Consider the following 24165-nt stretch of genomic DNA (forward strand, 5'->3'; position numbering starts at 1 on the left):
CATCCCCCAGGCATCCCCCAAGGCATCCCCCTCATGGGCGTGAACACCATTCAGGAGGGGTCGTTCCTGACCCTTCATTACCGGCTGGCCGGTCCCGACGGCGCCGACGTCGTCAGCACGTTCGATGGCAAGCCGGCCACGCTGTCGCTGGGCACCGGCCAGCTGGCGCCCGCCATGGAGCAGCGCCTGATCGGCCTGCCCGAGGGCGCGCACGAGCGCTTCACGCTGGCGCCGGGCGAGGCCTTCGGCGAGCGCAACCCCGAGCTGCTGCAGCGGGTCAAGCGCGCGCTGCTGCGCGAGCTGGGCGATCCCGATGCCGACTATGCCGTGGGCGACGTGGTGCAGTTCCCCACGCCCGACGGCGGTGGCCAGTACGCCGGCGTGGTGCGCGAGCTGGGTGGCGAGGACGCCGCCGACGGCGGCTGGCTGCTGTTCGACTTCAACCACCCGCTGGCCGGCCAGCCGGTGAGCTTCGAAGTGCAAGTCATCGGGGTGCTGTGAGATGAGCGATGCTGCTGCCCTGGTGAACGAGGTGCTGCTGGCCGAGCCGCGCGGCTTCTGCGCCGGTGTCGACCGGGCGATCGAGATCGTCGAGCGCGCGCTGGTGAAGTTCGGTGCGCCGATCTACGTGCGCCACGAGATCGTGCACAACACCTATGTGGTGAATGACCTGAAGGCCAAGGGCGCGATCTTCATCGAAGACCTGGCCGAGGTGCCGCCTGGCGCCACGCTGGTGTTCAGCGCCCATGGCGTCAGCCGCGCGGTGCGCGACGAGGCTGCCGCGCGCGGCTTCCAGGTCTTCGATGCCACCTGCCCGCTGGTCACCAAGGTGCACGTGGAAGTGGCCAAGCTGGCGCGCGAGGGCTTCGAGTTCATCATGATCGGCCACAAGGGGCATCCCGAGGTGGAAGGCACGATGGGCCAGCTCAGCGACGGCATCTACCTGGTGGAAGATGTCGCTGACGTGGCCGGCGTGCGCCCGCGCGGCGACAAGCTGGCCGTGGTGACGCAGACCACGCTGAGCGTGGACGACGCCGCCGGCATCCTGGCCGAGGTGAAGCGCGTGTTCCCGCATGTGCGCGAGCCCAAGAAGCAGGACATCTGCTACGCCACGCAGAACCGCCAGGACGCCGTGAAGCTGCTGGCGCCGCAGGTGGACGTGGTGATCGTGGTGGGCAGCCCCACCAGCAGCAACAGCAACCGCCTGCGCGAGCTGGCCGAACGCCTGGGCACCGACGCCTACATGGTCGACGCCGCCGAAGACCTGCAGGCCGCCTGGTTCGACGGCCACCCGCACGGCGCGCGCGTGGGCCTGACCGCCGGCGCCTCGGCGCCCGACATCCTGGTGCAGCAGGTGATCGCCCGGCTCAAGGCCCTGGGCGCGCTGAGCGTGCAGCGCATGCACGGCGTGGAAGAGACCGTGCACTTCCCGCTGCCCATGGGCCTGGGCGACAAGAGCATGCAGCAGGTGGCGGCCGAGCGATCCGCGCCGCGATCCTGACCGCCATCGGCCACACCCGCCGCCGTGCCGCGGCCGCCCTGCGCCGGCCCCATGGCCCGCCCCAATTCAAGACATTGCCGTATTCCGAGGATCTCCCATGCTCGACATCAACCTGCTGCGCCGCGACCTGAACGGCGTCGTCGCCCGGCTCGAGGCGCGCAAGAACCCGCAGCCCTTCCTGGACGTGGCGCGCTTCAGCGCACTGGAAGCCGAACGCAAGACCCTGCAGACCCGCACCGAGGAACTGCAGGCGCAGCGCAATGCGCTGAGCAAGCAGATCGGCATGCTCAAGGGCAAGGCCGCCAAAGGTGAAGACACCTCGGCGCAAGTGGCCGAGCTGATGGCCCAGGTGGCCGCCGCGGCCGACGAGATGGCCAGCGGCGCCACGCGCCTGGACGCGCTGCAGACCGAGCTGCAGGGCCTGCTGCTGTCGGTGCCCAATCTGCCCGACGAGAGTGTGCCGGCTGGCACCGACGAAACCGGCAACGTCGAGGTGCGGCGCTGGGGCACGCCGGGCAGCTTCGCCTTCGAGGTGAAGGACCATGTGGACCTGGGCGCACCGCTGGGGCTGGATTTCGAAACCGGCGCCAAGCTGGCCGGCGCGCGCTTCAGCTTCATGCGTGGCGCCATCGCCCGGCTGCACCGCGCGCTCGCGCAGTTCATGCTGGACACGCACACCCAGAAGCACGGCTACACCGAGTGCTACACGCCCTACATGGTCAACGCCACGGCCATGCGCGGCACCGGCCAGCTGCCCAAGTTCGAGCAGGACCTGTTCCACGTGACCAGCGGCGACGGCGAGGCTTCGGGCAGCAAGTGGTACCTGATCCCCACCTCGGAAGTCACGCTCACCAACACCGTGGCCGACAGCATCCTCAGCGCCGAGCAGCTGCCGATCAAGCTGACCGGCCACACGCCGTGCTTCCGCTCGGAGGCCGGCAGCGCCGGCCGCGACACGCGCGGCATGATCCGCCAGCACCAGTTCGACAAGGTGGAGATGGTGCAGATCGTCGCCCCCGACCAGAGCTTAGCCGCGCTGGACGAGATGGTGGGCCATGCCGAGTCCATCCTGCAGGCGCTGGAGCTGCCGTACCGCGTGATGCTGCTGTGCAGCGGCGACATGGGCTTCGGCGCCGTGAAGACCTTCGACCTGGAGGTGTGGCTGCCGGCACAGGGCACCTACCGCGAGATCAGTTCGTGCAGCAGCATGGGCGCCTTCCAGGCGCGGCGCATGCAGGCCCGGTTCAAGAACGCCCAGGGCAAGACCGAGCTGGTGCACACGCTCAACGGCTCGGGCCTGGCGGTGGGCCGCACGCTGGTGGCGCTGCTGGAGAACCACCAGCAGGCCGACGGCAGCATCGCCGTGCCGGCCGCGCTGCAGCCGTATCTGGGCGGGCAGACCGTGCTGCGCGCCTGAATCCGCGCGAACAATTGCCGCGGGGCTGGAGCAGGCGCCAAAACCTGCGCTAGAATCTGCGGCTTCACCCGATGACGACCCGGGTGCACCGTTTCAGGAGAGGTGGCAGAGTGGTCGAATGTACCTGACTCGAAATCAGGCGTACGGTATCCCCGTACCGAGGGTTCGAATCCCTCCCTCTCCGCCAAAGCAAAAGCCCAAGTGATCAATTCACTTGGGCTTTTTTCATGGCCGCGGCCTGCGCGCATGGGCCTGCCTGTGGCATTTGATCTGCGTCAGTGCCGATGCGCAATGCGGCATCGCGGGCGCTGATCAGGCATGTAACTTGTCTGAAACAAATGCGCTCACTTTGCACGATAAGGTGGCCAATGCGATCGCAGCGGCGATCTGTTGCCCGAATCCGGGTCAAGTCGACGGATCGCACCACCGATATGCCAGTGACCATGTGCCGATTGTGGCCATGTGCGCACGACGGTGTATGACAACGGACGTTCTCAGGCGTTTCTCGGGCATGCAGGTTGTACGCGTTTTTTGCGTGTTAGCACGCGACGAATCAGTAGCAGGAACGCAGCATGAACCTCTTCGCTCGAGTCACCGTGGGCCGCCGGCTGGCCCTTGGATTCGGCCTCATCACCGCACTGATCTGCAGCTTGGCGGTGGTCACGTGGTTGCAACTGACCGGCATCCGCGCCGACGTGTCGCAGCTGGTCGATGACCGTTACCCGAAGGTCGACATCTCCAGGGACATCTACGACGCCATCAACACGCAGGCGCGCAATTTGCGCAACGCCGTCGTGGCCGTCAGCGTGAACCAGGTGGCGGAGGCCGATGCGTTTCTGGCCAAGGTCGACGGCGCGGTCGCCGAGAACAATGCGCGGATGGACAAGCTCAAGGGCATGATCAATACGCCCAAGGGTGAAGCCCTGTTCGCCGCCATGCTGGCAGCGCGTGCCGACTATGGCAAAGCCCGCAACGAGGCCGTCAGGCTGGTGCGCGAGCGCAAGTGGGAAGAGGCCGGTGCCCATACCTTGGGCGAGGTGCGGGCCCGGCAGGACCAGTTCTTTGCCGCCATCGACAAGATGGTCCACTTCCAGCAGGAGTTGATGGTGCAGAACGCGGGCTCGGCGAAGGACCGGATTGCGCACACCGTCACGGTCACGCTGGCCGTGGCCGCGCTGGTGCTGGGCCTGGCCATCGGGCTGGGGACGCTGATCACGCGATCGCTGCTGCGCGACCTCGGCGGCGAACTGTCGGACGCACGGGAGGCGGCGCAGCGCATCGCGTTGGGCGACCTGGACACTGACATCCGGGTGCGCGCCGGCGATCGGGACTCGCTGATCGCGTCGCTGCGGGCGATGCAGAAGGCGCTGACGTCTGCCGTGACCACGGTCAGGCAGGGCAGCGAGTCGGTGGCCACCGCGTCGGCGCAGATCGCCCAGGGCAACCAGGATCTGTCCAGCCGCACCGAGGAACAGGCCAGCGCGCTGCAGCAGACCGCAGCGACGATGGAGCAACTGGGCAGCACGGTGCGCAACAACGCCGACAGCGCCCGGCAGGCCAACCTGCTGGCGCAGGCCGCTGCCAACGTGGCCAGCCAGGGTGGCGAAGTCGTCGGCCAGGTGGTGGGCACCATGCAGGGCATCGCCGCGTCCAGCCACCGGATCGGCGACATCATCGGGGTGATCGATGGCATCGCCTTCCAGACCAACATCTTGGCGCTCAATGCGGCTGTGGAGGCCGCGCGGGCGGGCGAGCAGGGCCGGGGCTTTGCCGTGGTGGCCGGCGAGGTGCGCACCCTGGCCCAGCGCAGCGCCGAGGCGGCCAAGGAGATCAAGGCCTTGATCGGCCGCAACGTCGAGCAGGTCGAGCAAGGCACGGCGCTGGTCGACCGGGCCGGCAAGACGATGGGGGAGATCGTCGGATCGATCCAGTCCGTCAGCGACATCGTCAGCGCGATCAGCGCCGCCACGACCGAGCAGAGCCATGGCATCCAGCAGGTGGGCGATGCCGTGGGCCAGATGGACCAGGCGACGCAGCAGAACGCCGCGCTGGTCGAGGAAAGCGCCGCCGCGGCGGAAAGCCTGAAGATGCAGGCGGGCCAGCTGGTAGAGGCCGTGGCCTTCTTCAAGGTCACGGCGGCGGGCGCGCCGACCGCCTCGCCGTCGGCTGTCGCGCCGCGGCCGGTGCTGGCTGGCGCCACGGCGCGCCTGCCGGCGGCCGCACCCCGCGGGGCGGCCGGTGCCGCATCGGCGGAGTGGGCCGCGTTCTGACCGGGATGGCCTGCGGCCGCGGCGCGCGTGCGCCCTGAGCGCCTCACCGGGAGGGGGCCACGTTTCGGGGCGTGGTCACGCGGCACAATGCTGGCCCATGTTCCGCCGTCCGAGGTTCCGTCAGGGCGTTGTCGCCGTCTCTGCTGTCGCGCTGTTGTGCGGGCTGCAGGCGGGCTGCGCCACGCGCGCGTCGGGCGTCGCGCCCAAGCCCACCGACCCGGCGGCCTACGCCGGCTGGAGTTGCGACCGCCTGTTCGACGAGACCGATGCCGTGCAGCAGCGCGCGGCCGATGTGGCCTATGCGGTGGACGCGCGCGCGGGCAACAACATGATCGCGCTCGGCCTGGGTGTGATGGTGTTCTGGCCGGCCTTGCTGGCCATGCGCCCCGATGGTGAGGAGGCGCAGCAGCTGGCCGAGCTGAAGGGCCGCTTCGAGGCCTTGCGCACGGTGGCCGATGCGCAGCACTGCGGCAATGCGCCCACCGCCATGGCCGCACGCCGCGCACAGGCGCTGCCGGTGGCGCTGGGCGAGCGCTTGGTCTACGAGGAGCGCAGCGGCGGCCAGGCGGCGCCCCATCTGCTGGGCCTGCAGGTGGCGGCGCTGCGGCGCGACCGCATCGAGTACCGGGTGGAATTCGACGGCCGCGCCACCGGTGCCACCTGGCAGCAGGACCTGGTGGGCAACACGCTGGCCGACGGCCCGGCACCGCTGATCGGCTGGCGCCGCCTGTTGCGGGGCGACCTGGCGCTGGGGCAGGTGCTGACCGGTGAACTGGCCGCGGCGGGTGAGCGCGTGGCGCGTGCGCGTGTGCGCGGGCAGGTGGTGGCCACCGGGCCTCAGACCATCGCCGGGCGCAACTTCGACGTGGCGGTGATCGAGTTGTTCGGTGATGCGCCGCCGGCCCCGCCGGCGTTGTCGGAATCGGCCAGTGGCGCGCGGCTGGATGGCGTGATGGCCGTGGACCGCGCCAGCGGCATGCTGCTGCGCCTGGAACTGCGCAGTGCCAACCCCGATTTCGCGCTGCGCCGGCGCCTGCTGCGCGTGGAACCGGCCACGCCTTGAGGCCGCGCAGACCGGCGCCGCGCGGTCGTTTTACCCTACTTTACAAAGCCGGCGCGCAGGGGATACCGGGGGTGCGCACCATCACGGCATCGAATGAAGAGCAAGAGGTGAAGACGATGTCCTTCGACCACTTTCAACTGCGCCTGAACCCGCAACGCCTGGCCGCACCGGTGGCCGCCATCGCGCTGCTGGCCGGTCTGGCCAGCGTGGCCATGGCCCAGCCGGCCGACGGGCCGGCGGCCGGCGCGGGTCCGCGCCATGCCGGCATGCACCGCATGGGCCCGGGTGCCGGCGGCGAGATGCCCGGCATGGTGGGTGCCGGCCTGGGTCTGCTGCCCGAGCGCGAACTGGACGCCGTGGGCGCCAGCGCCGAGCAGAAGACCAAGGTGCGTGAGATCCTGCGGGCCGCCCACGATGACCTGCGCAAGCAGCACGACGGCGCACGCGAGCTGCACCAGCAGATGATGCAGCTGCTGGCGGCCCCCAAGGTGGACGCCGCCGCGGCCGAGGCGCTGCGCCAGAAGATCCACGCCCAGCACGACGTGGCCAGCAAGCGCATGCTGCAGGCCGCGCTGGAGGCCGGCGCCGTGCTGACGCCCGAGCAGCGCCAGAAGCTGGCCGAGCGCCGCAAGCAGATGAACGACCGCATGCCGCCGCCGCCCGGCGAGCGTGAGGGCCCGCGCGGCCCGCGCGGCTGATGCCGCGATTGCACCGATGACACAGGGCTTCGCTCCGGCACCGCAGGGCGCCGGGGCGTTTTTTCCATCCGCCACAGAGATCCGTGACCCGTCCATGACCACCGCCCGGCTGCTGATGATCGATGACGATGCGCGCCTGTCCACCATGGTGGGCGACTACCTGCGCGCCAACGGCTACGAGGTCGACACCGCCGGCACGCTGGCCGCCGGCCGCGACCGCCTGCGCCAGATCAACTACGACGCCCTGGTGCTCGACCTGATGCTGCCCGACGGCGACGGCCTCGACCTGACCCGCGAGCTGCGCGCCGACGCGCGCACCAAGCGCCTGCCGCTGCTGATGCTCACCGCCCGCGGTGAGCCGCTGGACCGCGTGCTGGGTCTGGAGCTCGGCGCCGACGACTACCTGCCCAAGCCCTTCGAGGCGCGCGAGCTGCTGGCCCGCGTCAAGGCCCTGCTGCGCCGTGCCCAGCCCGAGCCGGTGACCGACGAGGTGCTGCAGTTCGGCAAGCTGGAAATCGACCTGGGCGCGCGCGAGGCCCGCCTGGGCGGTGTGCCCTGCGACCTCACCAGCCACCAGTTCGACCTGCTGGTGGTGCTGGCCAAGAGCGCCGGCCGCGTGCTCAGCCGCGACCAGATCATGGATTCGCTCAAGGGCCACCCGATCGATGCCTTCGACCGCAGCATCGACGTGCATGTCTCGCGCATCCGCGCCTGCATCGAGGAAGACGCCAAGAACCCCAAGCGCGTGCTCACCGTGCGCGGCGTGGGCTACGTCTTCGCCAAGAAGCAAGACCACGAGACCTGATCCTTGCCGGCTGACGCGCGTCGATGAAATCGCTCTACCTGCGCATCTGGCTCACCGTGGTGGCCGCGCTGGCACTGTTCGCGCTGGTGTCGGGCTGGATGTGGCAGCGCCACATCGAGGATGAGCGCAGCCGCTTCGAGCAGGTGGCCAGCGACCGGCTGGCGGCCTGGGCCGAGCTGGTGCAGCGCTCGCTGCCGGGTGCCGACGCGCCGGTGGAGCAGCAGGCCGAGGCGCTGCGCGAATGGTCGCTGCGCCTGCGCGTGCCGATGGCGCTGGACGATGCCAAGGGTCGGCGCATCGCGGCCAGCGAGAGCTTCCAGCGCCGTGCCGCCGAGGGCGGGCCGATGAACGTTGCCTCGGTGCACCTGGACGATGGCCGCACGCTGCTGCTCACGCGCCGCAGCCTGCGCCGCACGCCGGGGCCACCGCCACCCGAGGCCATGCTGATGTGGCCCGGCACGCCCAATGGCGGGCCGGGGCCGGGCGGGCCGGACGGCCCGCCGCCCGAGTTCCGCTCGGGCGATGCGGTCGGTGGCGCAGGCGGCCGCAACAACGAGCGCCTGCTGTTCGGCTTGCCGCGCGCGGTGGGCCCGCTGGTGCTGGTGGCGGTGCTGTTCGTGGCCGTGGCTGCCGGGGCCTACCCGGTGGTGCGCCGGCTCACACGCCGGCTCGAGGCGCTGAAGCAGGGCGTCGAGGCCTTCGGTGACGGCAACCTGGGCCAGCGCGTGGATGCCACCGGCCGCGACGAGGTGGCCGCGGTGGCCGCCACCTTCAACCAGACCGCGGCGCGCATCGAGTCGCTGGTCAACTCGCACAAGAGCCTGCTGGCCAATGCCAGCCACGAGCTGCGCTCGCCGCTGGCGCGGCTGAAGATGGCCGTGGCCATGCTGGGCAGCCTGAACGACACCTCGCCGCCGGCGCAGCGCGCCTCGCTGTCCAAGGAAATCGACACCAACATCCGCGAGCTCGATGCGCTGGTGGAAGAGGTGCTGTTGGCCAGCCGCCTGGACGCGTCGGGCACGCTGGAACGCGACGACCAGGTCGATCTGCTGGGCATCGCCGTCGAGGAGGCCGCGCGCGTGGGGGCCGAGGTCGATCTGGGCCATGACGACGCGTCGGCCGAGGCGGAGGGCGAGGGCGCCGACGCCGCGTCCGGCCTGGCGAAGGGCACGCAGTTCTGCGTGGTCCCGGGCAGCGACCGCCTGCTGCGCCGCGCGCTGCGCAACCTGATCGAGAACGCCCACCGCTACGGCGGTGGTGACGTGGTGGTGGCCTTGCGGCCGCTGCCGGCCGGCGGGCTGGAGGTCTGCGTCAGCGACCGCGGCCCGGGCGTGCCGGCCGACTTCCGCGAACGCATCTTCGAACCGTTCTTCCGCCTGCCCGGCCATGCCGAGCAGGCCGGCGGCGTGGGCCTGGGCCTGAGCCTGGTGCGCCAGATCGCCCAGCGCCACGGCGGCAGCGTGCGCTGCGAGGCGCGCGAGGGCGGCGGCAGCCGCTTCGTGCTCAGCCTGCCGTCACACTGAGGCCGGCCGGGCGGCGGGCTTCTGCCGCGCCATCACCCACACCAGCAGGCCGGTGAGCGCCAGTGCCGCGGTGGTCAGCCCGGTGGTCGACGCGATCCAGAAGCCGCGCGCGCCATGCCAGGCGGCCGGTGTGGCGGTGTCGCTGCCGAAGGCCAGCCAGTAGCCACCGCCCAGGCCCACGCCCCACAGCGCGACCACGTAGATCACCATCGGCACCGTGGCGATGCGCCAGGCGCGCAGCACGAAAGCCACCAGGGTCTGCACCGCGTCGGCGGCATGGAACAGCGCCACCCAGGCCAGCAGCGGCAGCGCCGCAGCCACCACCGCCGGGTTGCCGGTGTACAGGCGCACCACGCCCTCGCGGGTGGCAAACACTGCCAGCCCCATCACCAGCGCGATGCCCAGCGTCAGCTGCAGGCCGTGCCAGCCCAGGTGGCGCGCGTCGCGCAGGTCGCCGGCGCCGATGCGCTGCGCCACCAGCGTGCTGGTGGCGTTGGACAGGCCCAGCGGCATCATGAACAGGATGGACACCAGGTTGGCGGCGATCTGGTGGCCGGCCACGGCCGTCTCGCCCAGGCGCGAGATGAAGATGGCCATGAACGAGAAGCCCGTCACCTCGATCAGGATGGTCAGCCCCATCGGCACGCCCAGTTTCAGCAGGGCGCGCAGCGACGGGCCGTGCGGCGCACGGTGGCCGGCCTGGGCCAGGTCGAAGCGCTGGTAGAACGGATCGCGCCGCATCACCAGCGCCGCCACCGCCAGCTGCGCCCACATCACCACCGCGGTGGCAATGCCGCAGCCCACCACGCCCAGCGCCGGCAGGCCCAGGGACGGCGCGCCAGTGACCAGCAGCCACGACAGCGGCAGCTTCAGCGCCAGGCCACCGATCTGCAGCACCATCACCGCCTTGGGCCGCGACACCGCGTTGTTGAAGCCGCGGTAGACCGAGAACAGCAGCGAGGCCGGCAGCGCCACGGCCAGCGCCAGCAGGTAGCCGCGCACCTTGTCGGCCACGGCCGGCGTGGCATGGGCCAGCGCCAGGAAGGGCCCTGGAAACACCAGCAGCGTGCTGCCCAGCAGCGCGAAGCCCAGCGCCAGCCAGCCGGCCTGCCACACCTGGTGGCCGGCCTCGTGCAGGCGCTGCGCGCCGAACAGCTGGCCGACGATGGGGCCGATGGCCAGCACCGCACCCATCAGGCCGATGAACACCGTGATGTAGGCCGTGCCGCCCACCGCCAGCGCCGCCAGGTCGGTGGCCGAATGGCGCGCCACCAGCACCGTGTCCACCGTGGCGAAGCCCAGCACCGCCAGCTGGCCGATGAACAACGGCCAGGCCAGCGGCACGATGCGGCGCACGCTGGCGCTGAAGCCGCCTGCCGCCGTCATGCAGCGGGCGCCTCGGGCGCGTCGTTGGCGTTGACCGCCGCACCCGGCACCGCACCCGACACTGCACCCGGCAACGCCCGCTCGGCATAGCGGTTGAAGCGCCAGGCCGTGCCCTCGGCGGTGATGCGGCGCCACACCAGGCGCTTCTCGGCCGGGCTGAGCTGGGGCCAGTGCTGCACCTCGTGCTCGCTGCGGCCGCAGCCCTTGCAGATGGCGTCGCCCTGGGCCGTGGAGCAGATGGCGATGCAGGGCGCATCGGGCGTGGTGGCGTACCAGGTCAGCCAGGCCGCGCGGGCGTCGGGCGGCATGCTGCGCTCGTCGGCCAGCGGCTCGCGGTAATAGACCATCAGTGCATACACCTCGGCCAGCGCGCGCACCTCGGGGCTGAGGCCGATGCCGTCGGGCGAGGGTGAACGGTCGCGCCACCAGTTGATGGCGCTTTCGATGTCGGTGATGTGGATGCCGGCCATGGGGTCACGCAAAGGGGCCGCGAGCATAGCGTGAGCCCGCATGCCCATGGCCGGCACGGGCCATGCATACTGGGGACGGTCGTCCACCGGGGAGGCGCCGCCAACGCAGCGGCGCGCTGAGTCCAGCATGTCCTTGCCATCCGTTCGCATCCGCTTTGCCGCACCGGCGCTGGCCTTGATCGCCGCGCTGGCCACCAGCCCGCTGCGCGCTGGTGAATTCAGTGACGAGTTCGACCGCCAGCGCTTCAAGGAAGGCCTGAAGCACGAGATCGCCTTCCGCGAGGCCGCCATCCACGTGGCCTGGGGCGCCGAGCCGCTGTGCGACGACACCACCGAGATCGAGCCCTTCGTGCTGTGGAGCACCCGCACGGTGCGCAAGGGCCTGTCGAGCAAGCACCAGGAACTGTTCAAGCAGGCCACCGGCATGGACGAGCACTGGCGCATCGCCTGGCTGGACGAGGCCGCGCCGGACGAACTGAAGCTGGGCCAGCGAGTGATCGCGGTGAACAAGCGGCCGCTGCCGGCGCCGGGGCAGAAGTTCGAGCTGAGCGCGGTGTTCCGCGGCGGCTCGACGATGTCGGTGGACGACCAGGCCTTCTGGACCGTGATGCACCAGGCCCGCGAGGAGGCCAACAGCGACCAGACCATGACGCTGACGCTGGAGGGCGGGCGCGAGATCAAGGTCAGCACCCAGACCGGCTGTTCGGGCACCGTGATGGCCAGCGCCTTCGACGACGAGCCCGAGAACTTCCTGCGCCAGGACGGCAAGCGCAGCAAGATCCCCGGCAACGCCATGCTGGAGGCGCGCACGCGCGACGAGTACCGCTGGCTGGCGGCCTTCGGCACCTACTTCCTGGCCAGCGAGAAGTCGATCCAGCGCCAGCGCTCGTCGGACGACGTGGGCAACGCCTTCATGATCGGCAAGGTGCTGGCGCTGGCGGTGCCGGGCGGCGGCACCATCCTGTCGGCCGTGGAGGCGCAGACGCAGCGCACGATCCAGGTCGACGGCCTGGTGGGCGGGGCCGACCTGTTCGCCAATGAGGTGGTGATGGCGCTGGGCGGCGACCCGTCGGTGGGCATGAAGCTGTCCGACCGGTTGAAGGCCCAGGGCACGCGCGCCGACGTCATCGTGCTCAGCGAGTTCCGCCGCTCGAACGTGGAACTGCACCTGCGCACGCTGAAAGAGATCGACGCCGCACGCAAGAAGGCCGAGGAAGCCGAGGCCGCGGCCGAAGCCGCAGCACCGGCGGCCTCGGCCGCATCGGGGTCAACGCGCTGAGGCGTTGCGTGTCAGCCGGGCGGCGCGCCCGGCCGGCATGGGGTCAGCGACCGCCGCGACGCGGGCCGGCGGGGCCGTTGTCACGGAACGGGGCACGGCCCTCGCCCTGGAAGCCACCCTGGTGGCCACCTTGCGGGCCACGGTGGTCGGGACGGCCGCGGAAGCCGCCGTCGCCCTGATGGCCTTGGTGGCCCTGGAAGCCCTGGCCTTCATGGCGCGGGCCGCGCGGGCCGCCAAAGCCACGGTGCTCCTGCGGGGCGCCGAAGCCGCCGCGGTCCTGGCCGCCGAAGCCACGGTCGCCGCGATCACCACCACGGTCGTGGCCGAAGCCACCGCGGTCGCCGCGGTCGCCATGGGGCGCCGGGCCCCCATGGCCACGGTCACGGCCACCACCGAAGCTGTTGAACGAACCGTAGCCACCCTGGCCGCCCTGGCCGGGACGGCCGCGGCCGTAACCGGGGCGCTCGCCACGGCCACCGAAGCCGCCGAATCCACCGGGGCGGCGGTCGCCGCGCGGGGCGTCGGCCGGCGCCGGCATCTTGGGCTCCAGGCCCGGCACCACGGCCACCGCGATCGGCTGGGTGGTGAAACGCTCGATGCGGCGGATCATGCCCAGGTCACGGCGCTCGCCCAGCGTGATCGCCAGGCCCGAGCGACCGGCGCGGCCGGTGCGGCCGATGCGGTGCACGTAGTCCTCGGCCTTCATCGGCAGGCCCCAGTTGATGACGTGGGTGATGGTCGGCACATCGATGCCGCGGGCGGCCACGTCGGTGGCCACCAGCACGCGCAGCTGGCGCTGGCGCAGGCCCTGCAGCACGCGGTTGCGGCGGCCCTGCGGCATGCCGCCGTGCAGTGAGGCCACGGCATGGCCGATGTCGGCCAGCGCGTCGGCCAGCACGTCGGCGTCCTGCTGGGTGCTGGTGAACACCACCGCCTGGTCCAGCTGCGGGTCGGCCAGCAGTTGCTCCAGCAGCGCGCGCTTGTGGCTCAGGTTGTCGGCCCAGTGGATGCGCTGCTCGATGCGGGCATGGGTGTCGGTGTGCGAATCGATGCTGATGCGCTGCGGGTCACGCGTCAGCGTGCGCGCCAGGTTGCCCACGCTGCCGGCGAAGGTGGCCGAGAACATCAGGGTCTGGCGGGTCGGCGGCAGGGCCTCGGCGACGGCGGTGATGTCGTCGATGAAGCCCATGTCCAGCATGCGGTCGGCCTCGTCCAGCACCAGCATTTCCACCTGGCTCAGGATGGCGGCGCCCGAACCCATCAGGTCGAGCAGGCGGCCGGGGGTGGCGATCAGCACGTCCAGCGGCGCGCGCAGCGCCTTCAGCTGGGCCTGGTAGGGCACGCCGCCCACCACGTGGGCCACGCGCAGGCCTTGCAGGCCCAGGCCGTAGGTGGCGCAGGCGCGGGCCACCTGCAGGGCCAGTTCACGCGTGGGCACCAGCACCAGCACGCGCGGGCCGCAGGGCTGGCCCTTGACGCGCTTCTTGGCCGGGTCGCGGCGGGCGTTCAGGATGGCCTGCAGCGCCGGCCACACGAAGGAGGCGGTCTTGCCGCTGCCGGTCTGCGACGAGACCAGCAGGTCCACGCCGGTCAGGGCCACCGGCACGGCGCGGGCCTGCACCGGGGTGGGTTCGTTGTAGCCGGCGCGGGTGATGGCGCTGACCACCTCGGCCGACAGGCCGAGTGCGGCGAATTCGGCGCCGGGCTCGCCCTGCGGGGCGGCGGCGGTGGCGATGGCCTCGGGGGTCTCGGCGTTCAGGTCGGCATCCAGCGGCGCGGCGGACAGTTCGGAATCAAAGCTCATGATGGTTTTTCTCGTGGCAAGGGCTCGCCCCGGTGGCGCAGAGCGTCACGGCAAGGCAGGCCCATGGCGCCGCGGCGTCGGGTGTGACGCACGGGGCACCCTGGGGGTGATGTCGCTGTGGGGATGGCCGCGAGACTGCGATCGAATGGCGACGCAGGAGCCCGTGAGTCCTGAAGCAACGGCAGGCATCGCCGCCGACCAGGACTCGGGACACGGGGTCTCCCCGTGCGCAATCACTGTGGTGATGGACGGGGCCGCGCTCGATGAGGGCCAGAGGGGATGAACGAAGGCGCTGACCGGAATCAACGCCGAAGCGCGGATTATCTCAGAGTTTTCCCGAATGCGCCAGGGGCCGGGATCAGGCGGCGGTGCGGATCAGGTCGGCCGCCTTCTCGGCCATCATGATCGTCGGCGCATTGGTGTTGCCGCCCACGATGCGCGGCATGGCCGACGCATCCACCACGCGCAGGCCGGCGATGCCGTGCACGCGCAGCTGTGCGTCCACCACCGCACCGCCGGCTGCATCGGGCCCCATGCGGCAGGTGCCCACCGGGTGGTAGATGGTGTCGGCGTAGCGGCGGATGAAGTCGGCGATCTGCGCCTCGGTGCGCACCTCGCGCGAGGCCGCCACCGGCCGGCCGCCGAGTGCCGCCAGCGCCGGCTGCGCAGTGATCTGGCGCATGCGCTGGAAGCCCTTGACCAGGCGCGGCAGGTCGTCGGGATGGCTCAGGAAGCCGGGGTCGATGGCGGGCGCGGCCAGCGGGTCGGGGCTGGCCAGCTGCAGCGTGCCGCGGCTCTTGGGGTGCAGCAGGCACACATGCGTGCTCCAGCCATGGCCCAGCACCGTGGTGCGGCCATGGTTGACCAGCTTGCCGATGACGAAGTGCAGCTGCACATCGGGCACCGGCTCGGTGGGGTCGGTGCGGAAGAAGGCGCCGGCCTCGGCGAAGTTGGTGGTGAAGCGGCCGGTGCGCTGCCTGCGCCACTCGCGCAGGTCGCCCACCGCCTGCCACAGGCCGTGCAGCGACAGGCCGAACAGCTCGCGTGTGCCCAGCGCGCCGGGCGCATGCATCACCTCGACCACGTCGATGTGGTCGTGCAGGTTGGCGCCCACGCCGGGCAGGTCCAGCGCCACCGGGATGCCGAAGCGCTGCAACTGCGCGCCGGGCCCGATGCCGCTGAGCAGCAGCAGTTGCGGCGACTGCAGCGCGCCGGCGCTCAGCAGCACCTCGCGGTGGGCATGGGCCTGCCGCGGCACGCGGTCGCGCCCGACGTACTCGACGCCGGTGACGCGGCGACCGTCCAGCAGCAGCCGCGTGGCCTGCGCGCCGGTGATCACCGTCAGGTTGGGCCGCCCGCGTGCCGGCGTCAGGTAGGCCTTGGCGCTGCTGCAGCGCTCGCCGTCGCGGTGGGTCACCTGGTACCAGCCCACGCCTTCCTGGCGCTCGCCGTTGAAGTCGTCGTTCAGCGGCAGGCCGGCCTGCTGTCCGGCCTGGATGAAGCGTGCGGCGCCGGGGTTGGGCGTGCCCAGGTCTTGCGCCTGCAGCGGGCCGCCGCGGCCGTGCAGCGCGCCGTTCAGCCGCGTGTTGTGCTCGGCGCGGCGGAAGTAGGGCAGCACCTCATCGAAGGACCAGCCGGGGTTGCCGTCGGCGGCCCAGCCGTCGTAGTCCTGGCGCTGGCCGCGGATGTAGATCATCGCGTTGATCGAGCTCGAGCCGCCCAGCACCTTGCCGCGTGGCTGGTAGCCGCGGCGGCCGTTCAGGCCGGGCTGGGGTACGGTTTCGAAGCCCCAGTTCAGCGCCGGGCTGCGCGCCATCAACGCCAGGCCGGCGGGGCAGTGGATCAACGGGCTGGTGTCGTCGACACCGGCTTCCAGCAGGGCCACCTGCACGGCGGGGTCTTCGCTCAGGCGGGCGGCCAGCACGCAGCCGGCCGAGCCACCGCCGATCACCACATAGTCGAAGTGCATGCCCGGGTCTCCATGATTTCGGGAAATCATGACAGCCGGTCATGCGGCTGTGGCCGGGTGGGGCCTGGGCTGGGCTCCTGCCTCTAGAACGGGCTGGGGTTGTCCCGCATCGCTGCCGCGATGCAGCGCGCGGATCAGGCCGCGGGCGGGGTGTTCGGCGGGGTGTCGCTGGCGCTGGTGTCGTCGGGCGCGCCGTCCTGGCCTTCGGCCGGGGCGCTGCCGTCGTCGGGGCGCTGGGCCTTCTTCTGGCGCTTTTCCTCGGCCTTGCGCTTCTTGGCCAGTTCGCGCTGCCGCTTTTCGTAGGAGTAGTTCGGAGTCGCCAAGGGAGGGTGTCCTTTCGGGGAAGGCTCAAGGCGCGCCGATCGCGCTATGCAGCGTCCGCGCAGCATAAGGCATCCGGCCGGTGGACCCCGCCGTTGCCGTGTGCCGGTGCGGCGGCCGCGCAGAAAAGGCAAAGGGCCATGCATGCATGGCCCTTCTGGGTGTCTGGCGCCGGGTACGGGTTCCGGTACTCCGCCCATTGGTGCGGTCGGTTTTCGCGTCGACAGAAGAGATTGTGCAGGGCCGTGATGACGAAGACATGACGAAGAACAAGGGGCAAACCCGGCCAGTTCCCGCGATTGCGGGGGGCAGGTTCGTTGCTGCAGTGCACAATTCCAGCCTCCACAGCGAACTGCGGCCGACGACGGTCGCCACAGGTGAAGGGAAGCCATGCGCCAGGTCGTGTTCAATCAGAAGGGCGGGGTGGGCAAGTCCACCATCACGTGCAACCTGGCCGCCATCGGCGCGCAGCAGGGCCTGCGCACCCTGGTGGTCGACCTGGACGCCCAGGCCAACAGCACGCGCTACCTGCTCGGCGCACAGGCCGATGACGAACTGCCCGGCGTGGCCGAGTTCTTCGACCAGACGCTGAAGTTCACGCTGCGCGACCAGGGCATCGAGGCCTTCGTCACCGCCTCGCCGTTCGAGAACCTGGACGTGATGCCGGCCAGCCCGCGGCTCGATGAACTGCACGGCAAGCTGGAGAGCCGCTACAAGATCTACAAGCTGCGCGATGCGCTGGCCGCACTGGGCACGCAGTACGACCGGGTGTGGATCGACACGCCGCCGGCGCTGAACTTCTACACCCGCTCGGCGCTGATCGCCGCGCAGGGCTGCCTGATCCCGTTCGACTGCGACGACTTCTCGCGCCGCGCGCTGTACGGCCTGATGGAGGCGGTGCAGGAGATCCAGGCCGACCACAACCCCGACCTGGCCGTCACCGGCATCGTCGTCAACCAGTTCCAGCCGCGCGCCAACCTGCCGCAGCGCCTGGTGCAGGAACTCATCGACGAAGGCCTGCCGGTGCTGCAGCCCTACCTGGGCGCCAGCGTGAAGATCAAGGAATCGCACGAGCGCAACCTGCCGATGGTGCATCTGGACGCACGCCATCGCCTGACGCAGGACTACCTGGCGCTGCACGCGGCCCTGCAGCCGGTGCCGGCGGCCAAGGGCAAGCGCGGCCGTTGAGCGGCCGTTGAGCGGGCGCTGACGCGGCGGGCGCGCCGGCGCCTCAGCGCGTCGGGCTCTGCGGCGCGAACCGCGCGCGGAACCACTGCGTGAGCATGCGCGTCTCGTAGGGCAGCGGGCCGTCGGCGTGGCGGTCGCCATGGTCGAGGTAGGCCATGTCCGACACCGTGGCGCTGCCGCTGTCGATCACCTGCTCGCCACGGCTGAGCGTCCAGCGCAGCTGGAGGCGTGGCCAGTCGGCGCGGCCGCGCAGCACGCGCACCTCCTGCATCGTGCGGTACATCGGCAGCAGTTCGCCGGCCAGGTCGATGTCCAGCACCTCGATGTGCAGCGCCTGGTCGGCCGGCAGCAGGCTGGCGCCGAGCGACTGGAACAGCCGCGTCAGGTCATCGCGCACGCGCTCGGCGTCGAGGCCGCGGCCGGCGTCGGCATGGCGCTCGGGCGCGATGTAGCTGACGTCCACGCTGCCGGCGCGGGCCAGGCCGGCGGCCAGGGTGAACAGCAGCGCGGCAAGAGCAGCGGCGGACTTGGGCTTCGGCATGCACATGGTGGTCCTCCAGGGCCGGGCCCGGTGCGGCACGGCATGAGTGGGAGTGGCGGACGGGGCCAGGGGTTCCGCGCTTGGCCGGCGCTTCACACAGCGGTGCCGCGCCCATCGCCGGGCACCATCGCCAGCGCGGTGCAGCCCGGCGCCGGCTCGGCCACGCAGGGCAGGATCCAGCCCTCGGCGATCTCATCGGCCAGCAGGCTGGGCCAGTCGATGCGATGGCGCACCTGGCCTTGCACCAGGCGGCTGATGCAGGTGCGGCAGCTGCCATTGCGGCACGAGGCCGGCACGGCCAGGCCCTCGCGCAGCGCCGCCTGCAGCAGCGAGTGGCCGCGCAGCACCGGCACCGTGCGGCCCTCGGGCAGCACGGTGAGGGTGACGGGTGGGCTCTCGTGCGGCATCGCGCTCAGCCGGCCGGTGCGCAGGCGCGGCGGAACACCAGCACCAGGTTGTTGGCCGGCATGGCCACGCGCTCGTGCAGCACCAGGCCTGCGTCGCGAGCGGCGTCGACCACATCGCCGAGGCGCCGCACGCCCCAGGCGGGGTTGCGCTGGCGCAGGTCGGCATCGAAGGCCACGTTGCCGGGCGCTGGGTCTTCACCGTCGACGAAGTAGGGGCCGTAGGTGATCAGTTGGCCGCCCGGCGACAGCAGGCGCGCGGCGCCCCGCATCAGCGCGCCGCAGCAGGCCCAGGGCGCGATGTGGATCATGTTGGCGCAATAGACCGCGTCGACCGGGCCGGCGACCGGCCAGGGCTCGGCCAGCACGTCGAGTTGCTGCGGCGCCAGCAGGCCGGGCACATCGGCTTGCGCACGCCAGGCGGCGATGGACGACAGCGCCGCGGCATCGGGGTCGGTGGGCTGCCAGGTCCAGCCGGGCAGGTGGGCGGCGAAGTGCGCCGCGTGCTGGCCGGTGCCGGCGGCAATCTCCAGCGCCGCGCCGCGTTCGGGCAGCACGCGCTGCAGCACCGCGAGGATCGGCGCCTTGTTGCGCTCGGCGGCGGGGCTGGTCTGGCGGATCGGCGGTGGGATGACGGTGGACATGCGGGGCGCAGTCTGCCACGCGTGAGCCCGCCTTGCGGGGACCGAGGCTTCAGCGCGCCGGCGCCTCGGACAGTGCCTCGGTGAAGCCCAGCGGCGCCATGCCGGGCAGGCCGTGGCACAGCGGCGACAGCGCATCGGCGTCCTGCACGCAGGCGCGGTCGCGATCCAGCGACCAGAAGTGCAGGCCTTCCAGACCGGCGGCGCGGGCGTCGGCGGCCAGGCGGCGGGCATCGGCCAGTGTGAAACGGTTCTCGGCCACGTCGTTGCGGCCCAGCATCGGCGTCAGCGCGATGCGCGACAGCGGGATGCCGTACTTGGCCTGCACATTGCGCGCGGCCTGCAGGCCCGAGGCGCCCATGTCGCAGACGGGTGGCTTGTCTGCAGCCGCCTCGCGCTGCAGGCAGTGGCGCGGCCGGGCCGGGCCGTAGTTCATCACCATCAGGTTGACCACCAGATGCTCCAGCACGCCCGCCGTGCGTGCGGCGGCCAGCACGCGCTCGCCGGTGGTGTTCAGGCTCTGGTGGCTGCCGTCGGTGGCGGCATGGGTGGCCAGCGTGACGCTCCAGCGCAGGCCGGGGCGGTGGCGCAGGCCGAAGGCCACGCGGGCCATCAGCTCCGCGATCTGTGCGTCGCTCTGGTCGCGCTCGATGTCGAGGTCGATGCCGCGCAGCCGTGGCGAGTCGTAGCGCGCCAGGAAGCGGGCCATGCCGGCATCGCTGGCGCAGTGGAAGCCGCCGGCCTCGCCGCCGGTGGCCACGATGTACGGCACGCCGGCGGTGGCGAAGGCCGCCACGTTCAGGCGCGCGAAGGCGTCGGTGTCGAACGGGCCCCAGCGCTCGGCGCCGCACTCGCCGGTGGCGAAGGCCCACACCAGGGCCTGGGCGCCGCCGGGCAAAGCCCCGCCACCGCCCGCGGCGCTGCGGGTGGGCAGCAGTTCGGGCGGCCCGCCACGCACCGCGGTGGCGATGCGTGGCGTGGCGGGATCGATGGCCAGCGAGACGTCCTTGTAGGGCATCAGCGGCGGGCCGCCGGCCAGCGCCACGGCGCTCGCCGTGGCCAGCAGGGCTGAGGTCAGCGCTGCCGCGAGTGCCCGCACCCGCGTCACAGCGTGCCGCGCACGCCCAGGAAGTACTGGCGGCCGTTCTTGTAGAAGGCGCGCGGCTGGTCCGGCGTGCTGGCGTAGGACTTCAGCAGCGGGTCGTTCAGGTCCTTGCCTTCCACCGCCAGCGACAGCTTGTCGCTGAGCTTGTAGTTGACCGAGGCCGACACCGTGCCCACGCCCGACTGGTAGATCGCGCTCTTGCGGTCCAGGCCGTTCAGGAAGGTGGAGCGGTAGTTGTAGACCACGCGCGCGCTCAACGGGCCCATCTCGTAGAAGGCGCCCAGGTTGTAGACGTTGCGCGAGGTGCCCACCATGTCGCAGTTGCCGGTGGTGGCGCAGGCCGAGCCCGCGGCCTTGCCGGTTTCCTTGCCGTCGGCGTAGGTGTAGTTGGCGTTGAAGCCGAAGCCGTTGCCCAGGTCCTGCACATAGGCCAGCTCGATGCCCTTCAACTCGGCCTCGGTGTTGGCTGCTGCGCTCAGCGCATAGGTGGTCGTCTTCTTCTCGGCGTTGTTGTAGAAGTCGGCCGAGAAGGACGCGAAGGTCACGTAGGACGGCATCTTCATCCAGTACGCGCCGGCCGACACCATGGACTTGGGCTGGAAGTACCACTCCACCGCCGCCTCCAGGTTGTTGGAGCGCACCGGCTTCAGGTTAGGGTTGCCGCCCGAGCCGGTCTTCTGGATGTCCAGCAGGTTCAGTGCGCCCAGCTGGCCGAAGTCAGGCCGCGCCATCGTGCGGCTGATGGCACCGCGGGCGATCAGGTCGCGGTTGATCTGGTAGCGCACATTGGCGCTGGGCAGCACGTCGTTGTAGGTGTTGTTGACGTTGACCGGCGTCCACACATCGTTGCTGGAACTGTTGGTCACGCCGATCTTGGTCTGCACCAGGCGCAGGCCCACGTTGCCCTGCAGGGTGTCGGTGGTGAAGTCGCCCATCAGGTAGCCGGCGTTCACCGTCTCCTTGATGTGGAACTCCTTCTGGTAGCTGTGGCTGTTGAAGGTGACGAACTTGTCGCCCCAGGCGTTGACCGCGTCGGCGCCGATGGTCCAGGCGCCGGTGAGCAGGTTGGACAGCGGCGGCGACGGGAAGTGCGTGAGCCCGCTGGTGGGCGCATTGGCCAGCGTGCCGGCGCCCGCGCCCAGCGTGCCGTTCAGCCATTCCAGCGAGCGGGTGTGCCGGGCCGTGCGCACGCCGAAGTGCAGCGCGGTGAACAACTCGCCGTTGAGCTTCAACTTGCCGTCGGCCTGGGCATAGTCTTCCTTGTCCTTGGCCGTGATGTTGGAGGCCCAGCCGCCGAAGAAGTCAGCGCCGGTGCGCGGCGAGAAGGTGCCGCTGTTGGCGATGCTGACGTTGGCCGGCGCGCTCAGGCCGTTGAGCGTCATGCTGGCGCCCGAGTAGGCGTTCCACACCTCGTAGCCATAGTCCTGCGCGTGGCCGGTGCCCTCGGTGCTGCCGATCTTGCCCTTGACGCTGAGCGCATCGCTGACGCGCCAGTCGGCATCCAGGTTGAAGTACTTCGACTGGCTGTACGAGCCGGGGCGCGAGATGATGTCCTGCACCGACGAGCCCATTTTCGAGCAGTCGGCCACCGGGCAGGTGCCGGGCAGCGTGATCGAGCTGATCGTGTCGCCGGTGATCTTGTAGGCGCTGGGCACCACGCCACCCACGCCCGACCAGTTGTTCGACAGCGCCTGGTAGGGCGAGAACATGAAGTTGGCGTTGATGTTGGTGGCCGACATCTTCGACTGGAAGCCGCTCAGGTCGAAGGTCAGGTCACGGCTGGCCTTGAACTGCACGTCGATCAGGCCGCCCTGGCGGTGGCGCTCCTGCTCGAACAGCGTGGAGCCGGTCAGCAGCGAGATGTTCTTGCCCTCGACCTCGGGGTTGGCCTTGATCCAGTCGTTGGCGAACCAGGTGGCCACCTTGTCCCACCACAGGAACTCCTGGCCCATGCGGCGCAGGTGGCGCTTCTCGTCGAACACCTGCACCAGGGCACCCACGGTGCCCTCGTCGTTCTTCCAGGCCACCAGGCCGCTGAGTTGCGGGTCGTTCTTGCCCGAGGCGGTGGAGTTCACCATCGACACATTGGCGAAGCCGGTGACACCCTTCTTGAAGTCCAGCGGGCGGCGCATCTCGATGTCCACGCTGCCGGCGGCGCCGCCCTCGATCAGGTTGGCCTGCGAGGACTTGAACACGCGCACCCGGCCGATGATCTCGGACGGGAACAGCGAGTAGCTGACGCTGCGGCCGCCGCCGGCGATGTTGTCCACGTACCAGTCGCCGCTGGAGACGGTGTGGCCGTTCAGCGTGGTCAGCGTCATGAACGAGGGCGCGCCGCGCAGGCTGACGCGGTCGTTCTCGCCGAAGCCGCCCTCGGTGCCGCCGGCGGTGGCGATGTTCACGCCGGGCAGGCGCTGCAGCGAGTCGGCCACGTTCTTGTCGGGCATCTTGCCGATGTCCTCGGCGGTGATCACTTCCACCACGCCGTCGGCATTGCGCTTCTGGTTGATGGACTGCTGCAGCGCGGCGCGGATGCCGGTGACCACCACTTCCTGGGTGGACGCGCTGTTGGCGGCCTGCTGGGCCTGGGCGGCGGTGCCCAGCAGCGCCAGCAGCGCGGCGGCGGCGATGGGGGAGGGGGACAGCTTCATCGGGATCACTCCTGGCGTGGTGGACTGGGGGTCTCGGTGGTCAGCCGGGTGCAGATTGGTTCTGTCGCCGGCTTGAATTGGTGTGATACCAATATACTACCAATGACCGAAATGTTGCTACCAGTTTTCCCGGGTGTGAGGCTGTGTGACCCCTTGTTCGCGCGTTCCTCGGCCACAGCCGGGGCCCGGTTGGCACGCGGTGCGTGACAGGTCTGGATCGGCGGGTTGGTTTGGTATGCTATTGGTCATGACAATCGGGCATGACCGCCGCCGGCGCCGCGCAAGCGGATGCCCGCCCCGCCGATGAGCGCCACCACCTCGGGCGGCGCCACGCTGGCCGCGCTGCTGGGCGCGCTGGATGCGCAGTCCAGCCAGCCGCTGTACCTGCAGCTGCAGCAGGCCCTGCGCCGCGCCATCGAGCAGCGCGTGCTGGGCCCCGAGACGGCGCTGCCGCCCGAACGCGTGCTGGCCGAGGAACTGGGCGTGTCGCGCATCACCGTGCGCAAGGCCATCGACGGCCTGGCCGCCGAGGGCCTGCTGGAAAAGCGCCAGGGCGCGGGCAACTTCGTCTGCACCCGCATCGACAAGAACTTCGCCAAGCTGACCTCGTTCTCGGAGGACATGCGCGCGCGCGGCCGCTCGCCCAGCAGCGTGTGGCTGAAGAAGAGCGAGGGCACGGTGTCGCCCGAGGAGGCGCTGAAGCTGGCGCTGAGCCCTGGCACCACGGTCTACCGCTTCGAGCGCCTGCGCCTGGCTGACGGCCACCCGATGGCGATCGAGCGCTGCACGCTGGCGGCGTGGACGGTGCCCTCACTGACCGCGGTGGACCACTCGCTGTACGACGCGCTGGACCAGGCCGGCCACCGCCCGGTGCGCGCGCTGCAGCGCCTGCATGCGCTGCTGCTCACCGACGAGCAGGCGCGCCTGCTGGAGGCCAAGCCACGCGACGCCGGCCTGCTGGTGGAGCGCCTGGGCTACCTGGCCGATGGCCGCGCGGTGGAGTTGTCGCAGTCGATCTACCGCGGCGACACCTACGATTTCGTGGCCGAGCTGAACGCGGGCTGATTGGGGCACCCGGTCTCGCGGGTACGCGAGACCACCCGCCGGGTGGGTGCGGGCTGGCTTGGGA

At 70.9% G+C, this 24165-nt stretch carries 21 protein-coding genes and 1 tRNA gene; 12 read left to right on the forward strand and 10 right to left on the reverse strand.

Going from position 1 to position 24165, the window contains the following annotated elements:
- The first annotated feature begins 33 nt into the window (after positions 1-33).
- The 9 genes from AACH10_RS09215 (at position 34) to AACH10_RS09255 (ending at position 9277) form a co-directional block, all read left to right on the forward strand.
- Positions 34-501 carry an FKBP-type peptidyl-prolyl cis-trans isomerase gene (locus AACH10_RS09215; protein ID WP_341410091.1) on the forward strand — a complete coding sequence of 156 codons (468 nt, stop codon included), beginning with the start codon at positions 34-36 and terminating at the stop codon, positions 499-501.
- A 1-nt stretch (position 502) separates the two neighbouring features.
- Complete coding sequence (gene ispH / locus AACH10_RS09220) at positions 503-1501, forward strand: 4-hydroxy-3-methylbut-2-enyl diphosphate reductase (RefSeq protein ID WP_341410092.1); 999 nt, start codon at positions 503-505, stop codon at positions 1499-1501.
- Positions 1502-1598: 97 nt separating this feature from the next.
- Positions 1599-2918, forward strand: coding sequence for a serine--tRNA ligase (gene serS, locus AACH10_RS09225; protein ID WP_341410093.1), 1320 nt, complete (start codon positions 1599-1601; stop codon positions 2916-2918).
- Between the two features lie 96 nt (positions 2919-3014).
- Positions 3015-3105: transfer RNA gene (locus AACH10_RS09230), tRNA-Ser, on the forward strand.
- A 385-nt stretch (positions 3106-3490) separates the two neighbouring features.
- Positions 3491-5188 carry a methyl-accepting chemotaxis protein gene (locus AACH10_RS09235; RefSeq protein WP_341410094.1) on the forward strand — a complete coding sequence of 566 codons (1698 nt, stop codon included), beginning with the start codon at positions 3491-3493 and terminating at the stop codon, positions 5186-5188.
- 154 nt (positions 5189-5342) lie between these two features.
- Entirely contained in the window at positions 5343-6251 is a 909-nt protein-coding gene (locus AACH10_RS09240; RefSeq protein WP_341410095.1) for a hypothetical protein, read from the forward strand.
- A 116-nt stretch (positions 6252-6367) separates the two neighbouring features.
- Positions 6368-6949, forward strand: coding sequence for a Spy/CpxP family protein refolding chaperone (locus tag AACH10_RS09245; protein WP_341410096.1), 582 nt, complete (start codon positions 6368-6370; stop codon positions 6947-6949).
- Positions 6950-7043: 94 nt separating this feature from the next.
- The gene (locus AACH10_RS09250) at positions 7044-7754 is read left to right on the forward strand and encodes a response regulator (protein ID WP_341410097.1); all 711 of its coding nucleotides are present in this window, start codon (positions 7044-7046) and stop codon (positions 7752-7754) included.
- 23 nt (positions 7755-7777) lie between these two features.
- Entirely contained in the window at positions 7778-9277 is a 1500-nt protein-coding gene (locus AACH10_RS09255) for a sensor histidine kinase (RefSeq protein WP_341410098.1), read from the forward strand.
- Here the strand turns inward: AACH10_RS09255 and AACH10_RS09260 are convergent.
- Together AACH10_RS09260 and AACH10_RS09265 are read right to left on the reverse strand one after the other, a co-directional pair.
- Entirely contained in the window at positions 9269-10663 is a 1395-nt protein-coding gene (locus AACH10_RS09260; protein WP_341410099.1) for an MATE family efflux transporter, read from the reverse strand. The genes AACH10_RS09255 and AACH10_RS09260 overlap by 9 nt on opposite strands.
- Entirely contained in the window at positions 10660-11133 is a 474-nt protein-coding gene (locus AACH10_RS09265; protein WP_341410100.1) for a DUF3717 domain-containing protein, read from the reverse strand. Before AACH10_RS09265 ends, AACH10_RS09260 begins: the two co-directional genes overlap by 4 nt.
- A gap of 127 nt (positions 11134-11260) precedes the next feature.
- Here AACH10_RS09265 and AACH10_RS09270 point away from each other — a divergent pair, with 127 nt between their 5' ends.
- On the forward strand, positions 11261-12412 hold the full coding sequence (locus AACH10_RS09270; protein WP_341410101.1) for a hypothetical protein: 1152 nt from the start codon (positions 11261-11263) through the stop codon (positions 12410-12412).
- 43 nt (positions 12413-12455) lie between these two features.
- Here AACH10_RS09270 and AACH10_RS09275 read toward each other — a convergent pair whose 3' ends face one another.
- The 3 genes from AACH10_RS09275 to AACH10_RS09285 form a co-directional block, all read right to left on the reverse strand.
- A complete protein-coding gene (locus tag AACH10_RS09275; RefSeq protein WP_341410102.1) occupies positions 12456-14216 on the reverse strand; it encodes a DEAD/DEAH box helicase in 1761 nt (586 codons plus the stop codon).
- 358 nt (positions 14217-14574) lie between these two features.
- The gene (locus tag AACH10_RS09280) at positions 14575-16185 is read right to left on the reverse strand and encodes a GMC family oxidoreductase (protein ID WP_341410103.1); all 1611 of its coding nucleotides are present in this window, start codon (positions 16183-16185) and stop codon (positions 14575-14577) included.
- A 134-nt stretch (positions 16186-16319) separates the two neighbouring features.
- Complete coding sequence (locus AACH10_RS09285) at positions 16320-16508, reverse strand: hypothetical protein (protein ID WP_341410104.1); 189 nt, start codon at positions 16506-16508, stop codon at positions 16320-16322.
- Positions 16509-16896: 388 nt separating this feature from the next.
- Between AACH10_RS09285 and AACH10_RS09290 the strand changes: the two genes are divergently transcribed.
- Positions 16897-17694: a ParA family protein gene (locus tag AACH10_RS09290; RefSeq protein WP_341410105.1), complete on the forward strand. Its 798-nt coding sequence runs from the start codon at positions 16897-16899 to the stop codon at positions 17692-17694.
- 43 nt (positions 17695-17737) lie between these two features.
- Here the strand turns inward: AACH10_RS09290 and AACH10_RS09295 are convergent, their stop codons facing one another.
- The 5 genes from AACH10_RS09295 to AACH10_RS09315 form a co-directional block, all read right to left on the reverse strand.
- Positions 17738-18241, reverse strand: a complete 504-nt coding sequence (locus AACH10_RS09295; protein ID WP_341410106.1) for a DUF3016 domain-containing protein — start codon at positions 18239-18241, stop codon at positions 17738-17740.
- Between the two features lie 86 nt (positions 18242-18327).
- A complete protein-coding gene (locus tag AACH10_RS09300) occupies positions 18328-18642 on the reverse strand; it encodes a 2Fe-2S iron-sulfur cluster-binding protein (protein ID WP_341410107.1) in 315 nt (104 codons plus the stop codon).
- A gap of 5 nt (positions 18643-18647) precedes the next feature.
- Positions 18648-19283, reverse strand: a complete 636-nt coding sequence (locus AACH10_RS09305; protein ID WP_341410108.1) for a DUF938 domain-containing protein — start codon at positions 19281-19283, stop codon at positions 18648-18650.
- A gap of 49 nt (positions 19284-19332) precedes the next feature.
- Positions 19333-20379 carry a glycoside hydrolase family 18 protein gene (locus AACH10_RS09310; protein WP_341410109.1) on the reverse strand — a complete coding sequence of 349 codons (1047 nt, stop codon included), beginning with the start codon at positions 20377-20379 and terminating at the stop codon, positions 19333-19335.
- 5 nt (positions 20380-20384) lie between these two features.
- Positions 20385-23036, reverse strand: a complete 2652-nt coding sequence (locus tag AACH10_RS09315) for a TonB-dependent receptor (RefSeq protein WP_341410110.1) — start codon at positions 23034-23036, stop codon at positions 20385-20387.
- Between the two features lie 303 nt (positions 23037-23339).
- Here AACH10_RS09315 and AACH10_RS09320 point away from each other — a divergent pair, with 303 nt between their 5' ends.
- On the forward strand, positions 23340-24101 hold the full coding sequence (locus tag AACH10_RS09320; protein WP_341410111.1) for a GntR family transcriptional regulator: 762 nt from the start codon (positions 23340-23342) through the stop codon (positions 24099-24101).
- Positions 24102-24165 lie beyond the last annotated feature (64 nt).

The sequence above is a fragment of the Pseudaquabacterium inlustre genome, from assembly GCF_038066595.1.
Taxonomy (GTDB): domain Bacteria; phylum Pseudomonadota; class Gammaproteobacteria; order Burkholderiales; family Burkholderiaceae_C; genus Pseudaquabacterium; species Pseudaquabacterium inlustre.

Bases quoted from the DNA above. Each gene is read 5' to 3' on its own strand.
- AACH10_RS09290 (WP_341410105.1), top strand. From the start codon at position 16,897: ATGCGCCAGGTCGTGTTCAATCAGAAGGGCGGGGTGGGCAAGTCCACC.
- AACH10_RS09235 (WP_341410094.1), top strand. From the start codon at position 3,491: ATGAACCTCTTCGCTCGAGTCACCGTGGGCCGCCGGCTGGCCCTTGGA.
- AACH10_RS09280 (WP_341410103.1), bottom strand. From the start codon at position 16,185: ATGCACTTCGACTATGTGGTGATCGGCGGTGGCTCGGCCGGCTGCGTG.
- AACH10_RS09250 (WP_341410097.1), top strand. From the start codon at position 7,044: ATGACCACCGCCCGGCTGCTGATGATCGATGACGATGCGCGCCTGTCC.
- AACH10_RS09315 (WP_341410110.1), bottom strand. From the start codon at position 23,036: ATGAAGCTGTCCCCCTCCCCCATCGCCGCCGCCGCGCTGCTGGCGCTG.
- AACH10_RS09265 (WP_341410100.1), bottom strand. From the start codon at position 11,133: ATGGCCGGCATCCACATCACCGACATCGAAAGCGCCATCAACTGGTGG.
- AACH10_RS09270 (WP_341410101.1), top strand. From the start codon at position 11,261: ATGTCCTTGCCATCCGTTCGCATCCGCTTTGCCGCACCGGCGCTGGCC.
- AACH10_RS09320 (WP_341410111.1), top strand. From the start codon at position 23,340: ATGAGCGCCACCACCTCGGGCGGCGCCACGCTGGCCGCGCTGCTGGGC.
- ispH (WP_341410092.1), top strand. From the start codon at position 503: ATGAGCGATGCTGCTGCCCTGGTGAACGAGGTGCTGCTGGCCGAGCCG.
- AACH10_RS09215 (WP_341410091.1), top strand. From the start codon at position 34: ATGGGCGTGAACACCATTCAGGAGGGGTCGTTCCTGACCCTTCATTAC.
- AACH10_RS09300 (WP_341410107.1), bottom strand. From the start codon at position 18,642: ATGCCGCACGAGAGCCCACCCGTCACCCTCACCGTGCTGCCCGAGGGC.
- AACH10_RS09305 (WP_341410108.1), bottom strand. From the start codon at position 19,283: ATGTCCACCGTCATCCCACCGCCGATCCGCCAGACCAGCCCCGCCGCC.
- AACH10_RS09245 (WP_341410096.1), top strand. From the start codon at position 6,368: ATGTCCTTCGACCACTTTCAACTGCGCCTGAACCCGCAACGCCTGGCC.
- AACH10_RS09295 (WP_341410106.1), bottom strand. From the start codon at position 18,241: ATGTGCATGCCGAAGCCCAAGTCCGCCGCTGCTCTTGCCGCGCTGCTG.
- serS (WP_341410093.1), top strand. From the start codon at position 1,599: ATGCTCGACATCAACCTGCTGCGCCGCGACCTGAACGGCGTCGTCGCC.
- AACH10_RS09275 (WP_341410102.1), bottom strand. From the start codon at position 14,216: ATGAGCTTTGATTCCGAACTGTCCGCCGCGCCGCTGGATGCCGACCTG.
- AACH10_RS09260 (WP_341410099.1), bottom strand. From the start codon at position 10,663: ATGACGGCGGCAGGCGGCTTCAGCGCCAGCGTGCGCCGCATCGTGCCG.
- AACH10_RS09255 (WP_341410098.1), top strand. From the start codon at position 7,778: ATGAAATCGCTCTACCTGCGCATCTGGCTCACCGTGGTGGCCGCGCTG.